The sequence below is a fragment of the Lentzea indica genome, from assembly GCF_012184385.1.
Lineage (GTDB): Bacteria > Actinomycetota > Actinomycetes > Mycobacteriales > Pseudonocardiaceae > Lentzea > Lentzea indica.
The window spans coordinates 1-5,352 of sequence record NZ_VSRL01000398.1; the positions used below are offsets into that span (position 1 = coordinate 1).

Consider the following 5,352-nt stretch of genomic DNA (forward strand, 5'->3'; position numbering starts at 1 on the left):
TGCGGTCAGAAGGGTGTTCAGGTCGGTCCTCACAAACTGATCTTGAACACCCTTCATCCGTCTCCAGACACCGCCCGGACTTAGGACTTACTCGTCTAGTGCCGTGACCAGGATGCGTGTGCGTTCTGGTGGGTCTAGCCTCCCGCTATGAGCGTGGACGTGCGGCCTTCGGTCGTCGTGCGGAAGCCGCGGGCCGAGGTCGCGGCGTACATGTTCGATCCCGCCAACGACCTCGCGTGGACGGGCGGGATCACCGCGTCGCGGCCTGATCAGCCAGGGCCGCTCGTCGCCGGCGCGACCGTGGTGCGGACGGCGAAGTTCCTGGGACGGACCTTCGACTACGGCTATGTCGTGACCGCGCACGAACCCGGCCGGCTCGTCGAGATGAAGGTCGAGAAGCCGTTTCCGATGACCGTGCGGTACGAGCTGCAGGACGTGCCGGACGGGACGAACGTCGCGATCCGGGCGACCGGTGCGCCCGGCGGGTTCTTCGCGGTCGCGGAACCGTTGATGCGCTGGCAGGTTCGGCGCAGTATAGCGGCGGATTTGGGGCGTCTCAAAAGGAACGTGGAAGCGGAGCGCTAGGCCGAACGGTCGATAGCGCCCATGTTCGTTGGTGGCAGGGTGGATCTCCTAGGGGATCAACGCTGGGGGAGTGCCGCCATGGAACTGTCGCGTCGTGAACTGCTGACCCGCACCGGCCAGGCCGCCGCCGTCGCCACCGCCGCGTCCACGCTCACCGCCGGTACCGCACAGGCTGATGCGGGCGTGAAGCTGACGCAGGGCACCAACATCTCGGTGTCGCGGTCGGCTGACGGCAAGTGGCTGGCGATCGACCTCGTCACGGCCATCTGGGTTCTGCCTTCGACGGGCGGGGCGGCGCGGAAGCTGACCGACGAGCTGCAGGACGCCACGTTGCCGTCGTTCGGCCCTGGCAACCAGATCGCGTTCCAGTCCTATCGGGACGGCAACTATCACCTGTACGTGATCGGGCTCGACGGAAGTGGTCTCAAGCAGCTCACGCAAGGAAAGTACGACCACCGCGAGCCCGCGTTCTCGCCGGACGGCAAGAAGATCGCGTTCGTCAGCGACCGGGGCGGCAGTTACGGCGTCTACGTGCTGGACGTTGCATCCGGGGCCTTGACGCAGCTCGTCGGTGCGCCGGACGAGGCAGCGGCGCCGCAGTGGTCTACGGACGGCAAGCGGATCATCTTCATCTCCGGCACCGCGACGGTCGACGTCGTTTCGCTGGACGGCAAGCGCGAGCGGCTGGTCACGGCGCCCACGGGTGCGCAGCTGTTCGGGGCCGCGTTCGGGCCTGGTGACCAGCCCAGCTACACGCTGATGCGGCCGGGACAGGCCGATCTGATGCTGGGGTCGACGCCGGTGGTGACCGGGCAGGACGTCTTCGGGTTCGCGCCCGTGTGGGACGGCGACAGCGTCCTCTACACCGCCGACGGCAAGATCCGGTTGCGTGCCAACGGTTCCACGAAGGACATTCCGTTCGAGGTGACCGTTCCGGTGCGGAAGGTCGAGCGGCACCGCACCAAGAACCTCAGCGGTGGTCCGGTCAAGGGCATCGCGAGCCCGGTGGTGTCCCCGGACGGAACCAAGATCGCGTTCCGGGCGCTCAACGCGCTTTACCTGGTGAGCAACGGCAAGGCGGTGAAGCTGACCGACGGCGAGTACTTCGACTCTGACCCGGACTTCTCGCCGGACGGCACCCGGTTGATCTACGCGAGCGACCGCACCGGTGTGGCGCAGCTGCGGATCCGCGACCTGGTTTCTGGCGAGGACAAGGCTTTTGCGCCGGACCCGGGCGCGCAGATCACGCCGCGGTTCTCACCGGACGGCACCAAGGTCGCCTACCTCGACCAGGACGGCCAGGTCTGGATCGCCGACGCCGCCGGACGCCGTCAGATCACGCCCGCGTTGTTCCAGCCGGGGCGGCCGACGTGGTCCGCGGACGGCACGGTCGTGGCTCTGGCCGCCGTGAAGCCGTTCTCGCGCCGGTTCCGCGAGGGCACCAGCCAGATCCTGTCCGTCGACCTGGCGTCCGGGGAGTTGAAGTACACCGAGCCGATGCCGTTCCGGTCGATCGCGACGCGCGGCGACGACGGGCCGGTGTGGTCGCCGGACGGCAAGCACATCGCGTTCATCGTGGAGAGCGTAGCGTGGGTGGTTCCCGTCGACGCCAAGGGAAACTTCGTCGGTGAGGCGCGTCAGGTCACTCGTGAGGTCACTGATTCACTGGCGTGGCACGGCAACGACGCGTTGGTTTACTTGAACAACGGCCGCCTGCGGAAGTCCACTCTGGACGGACGTGCGTCGACGATCCGCGTGGGCTTGAACTGGAGCAAGCCCCGGTCGCCCGAGCGCAAGGTCGTGCACGTCGGCGCGTACTGGGACGGCGAAGCCGCGGACCTGCGCCAGAACGTCGACATCGTCGTGGAGAACGGCTGTGTCAAGGAAGTCCGGCCGCATCAGGGCCGTGTCGACATCGACGCCTCAGCGCTCACCGCGATTCCTGGCCTGATCGACGCTCACAACCACTGGCACCTGCGCGGCCGCCAGTGGGGCGCGCGGCAGGGCCGGGTGTGGCTCGCGTACGGCATCACGACGGTCCGCTCACCCGGCGACCCGGTCTACCAGATGGTCGAGACGCGCGAAGCCCTCGCCGCCGGAACCCTGGTGGGACCGAGGTTCTACGCCACCGGCGAGGCCGTCGACGGCTCGCGCGTCTACTACAACTTCATGCGCCCCACCTTGTCGCGCGCCCAGCTCGACCTCGAACTGCGCCGCGCGCACGAGCTCGGCTACGACATGATCAAGACCTACGTCCGCCTGCCCGTCGAACTGCAGCGGGCGGCCGTGCAACGGTCCCGAGTCCCGCTGTCCTCGCACTACCTCTACCCGGCCGCCAACCTCGGCATGGACGGCATGGAACACGTCGGCGCCACCAACCGGCTCGGCTACTCCCACACAGTCACGCGCCAGGGCAAGGCCTACCAGGACGTGGTGGAGTTGTTCGTGCGGTCGGGCATGTCGATGACGCCGACCCTGTTCCACAACCGCGCCCTGTTCGCCGAGGACAAGTCACTGGCTCTGGACGAACGCACCCGCGTCCTGTTCCCGCCGTGGGAGTACGAGCGCTACCTGGCCGACGCCAACAGCGGCGGCGGCACGTCCTCGGCGTACCTCCTGCGCAACTGGGTCGAGTTCGCCCTCGCGGTGCATCGCGGCGGCGGCCTGGTCATCTGCGGTACGGATGCGCCCCTGGACGCTCCGGCCACCGCCACGCACATGAACCTGCGCGCGATGGTGAAACACGGTTTCACACCACGGGAAGCGCTCATCACCGCGACCCGCAACCCTGCCCGGTGGCTCGGCCTGCCGATCGGCGCGATCAAGCCGGGGGCGCCTGCGGACATCTCGTTCGTGTCGGGCAACCCGCTCGTGGACATCAAGGCGGCGGCGAACGTGCAGCAGGTCATGGTCGGCGGGCGGGTGCATCGGGTCCCGGATCTGCTTGCGCCGTACCAGAACCAGCCGCAGGTCCTGGCTGCCGCGGACGCGTTGCAGCCGTTGGCGTCTGCGCAGAACACGCACTGGTGGCACGAGCCGGAGTGGGCTGAGCGCGTCTGCTGCGATCACTAGGTCTTGTCCTGGGCGGGAGCCAGCACGATGTCGAACCGGGAGCGCGCCCACGGCTTGTCGCCGAGGGCCCTCCCGTCCGGCGTCGGCGCACCGGCCGGCTGCTCCTCGAACCGCTTGACGAGCGACTCCTTGACACCGAACACCGAGTCGCCGATCTCCAGTTGCGGATCACCCTCGACGAAGATGTGCGTGACGAGGGTGCGGAAGTCGTCGGCGGACACCATGAAGTGCAGGTGTGCGGCGCGCACGGGGGAGCGGTTCACCGCGTCCAGCAAGGCGCCCACCGGGCCGTCGTGCGGGATCGGGTACGCCGTCGGGGTCACGCACCAGAACGCGAAGCCGCCGTCCGGCTCGGAGAACAGGTGGCCGCGGCCCGCCACCCGTGAGTCGCTGTACTGCACGTCGTAGAAGCCGTTCTCGTCGGCCTCCCACACCTCGATCCTGGCGCCGGGCACCGGGTTGCCCGCGGTGTCGCGGACGGTTCCCTCGACCCAGCAGGGGGTTCCGGCGGCGCCCGCGGCGATGTCACCGCCGACGTCGACCCGCGGCGACTCCTCGACGAAGAACGGGCCGAAGACCGTTGCCTCGGTGGCGTTCTCGTAGGCCTCGTTGTTCACCGCGATGGTCTGCATCGAGGCGCCCAGCACGTCGGAGAGCAGGATGAACTCCTGCCGCCTGTCGTCGGTGATGTGCCCGGCGGCGGTCAGGAACTCGATGGCACGCGTCCACTCCTGCTCGGTCAGGCGCGTTTCGCGGATGAACGCGTGCAGGTGCCGGGTGAGCGCCTCCATCAGCTCCTTGAGCCGCGGGTCCGGTGTGCGGGCGAACGACGCGATCACCTCGGCGGTCAGCAGTTCCTCGACGCGTTGCTGCGCTGGGGACGTGGTCATGCTCGGCTCCACTCGGTCGGGTTCATGCCCGCCTGGGCGGCGGCGAGCAGCGTGGCGAGGTCGTCCTCGGTGACCGGACGAGGATTCGACGGGGGCACGGACGGCAGGACGAGGCGGGCGGCCTCGCGCACGTCGGGCACGCCCCGCAGCACGGACGAGGCGCCGATGTCGTCGTAGAGCGCGATCAGATCGCCGCCCAGCGCCTCGGTGATCCTGGTGGCGGCGTCAGGGGCCGCCGGGCCGTTGAACGCCAGCACGTGCGGAAGGATCGCGGTGTGCGTCAGGGCGTGCGGGAGGTCGTAGGCGCCGCCCAGGACGTGGCAGATCTTGTGGTGCAGCCCTGATCCCGCGGAGGCGAACGCCACGGCGGCCAAGTAGGCGCCGTAGAGGGTCTGCTCGCGCCCTTGTACGTCAGCGATGTCCTTGCTGATCAGGCGCAGGCCGCGGCTCAGCGCCCGGATGCCCTCGGCGGCGAGCGCCTGGTTGATCGGGTCGGCGCGCGGGGCCCACATCGAGTCCACGCAGTGCGCCAGCGCGTTGCAGCCGGAGGCGATCGACAGTTCCAGGGGCAGCGAGGCCGTGAGGTCGGCGTCGTAGATGACGGTCACCGGCAGGACTCGCTCGTCGACGCCGGTGGTCTTGCGCGCGGCCTCGGTCAGGCCCCACACGTTGGTCGCCTCCGAGCCCGCGTACGTGGTGGGCACCGCGACGATCGGCAGGCCGGTGGTCAGCGCGATCGCCTTCGCCAGACCGGTCGTGGACCCGCCGCCCACGCTCACCAGCAGATCCGCCCCGGACTCGGTGG

Annotated in this window: 4 protein-coding genes; 2 read left to right on the top strand and 2 right to left on the bottom strand. The window is 69.1% G+C overall.

Annotated elements, in window-relative coordinates:
- The first annotated feature begins 147 nt into the window (after positions 1–147).
- Together FXN61_RS46880 and FXN61_RS46885 are read left to right on the top strand one after the other, a co-directional pair.
- Positions 148–585 carry an SRPBCC family protein gene (locus tag FXN61_RS46880; protein ID WP_167980255.1) on the top strand — a complete coding sequence of 146 codons (438 nt, stop codon included), beginning with the start codon at positions 148–150 and terminating at the stop codon, positions 583–585.
- A 78-nt stretch (positions 586–663) separates the two neighbouring features.
- Complete coding sequence (locus FXN61_RS46885; protein ID WP_167980256.1) at positions 664–3,657, top strand: amidohydrolase family protein; 2,994 nt, start codon at positions 664–666, stop codon at positions 3,655–3,657.
- Here FXN61_RS46885 and FXN61_RS46890 read toward each other — a convergent pair.
- Positions 3,654–4,547 carry a hydroxyquinol 1,2-dioxygenase gene (locus FXN61_RS46890; RefSeq protein WP_167980257.1) on the bottom strand — a complete coding sequence of 298 codons (894 nt, stop codon included), beginning with the start codon at positions 4,545–4,547 and terminating at the stop codon, positions 3,654–3,656. The two genes, FXN61_RS46885 and FXN61_RS46890, sit on opposite strands and share 4 nt — an antisense overlap.
- A partial coding sequence (locus tag FXN61_RS46895; RefSeq protein WP_167980258.1) for a maleylacetate reductase occupies positions 4,544–5,352 on the bottom strand: 809 nt, incomplete at its 5' end. The genes FXN61_RS46890 and FXN61_RS46895, both read right to left, overlap by 4 nt.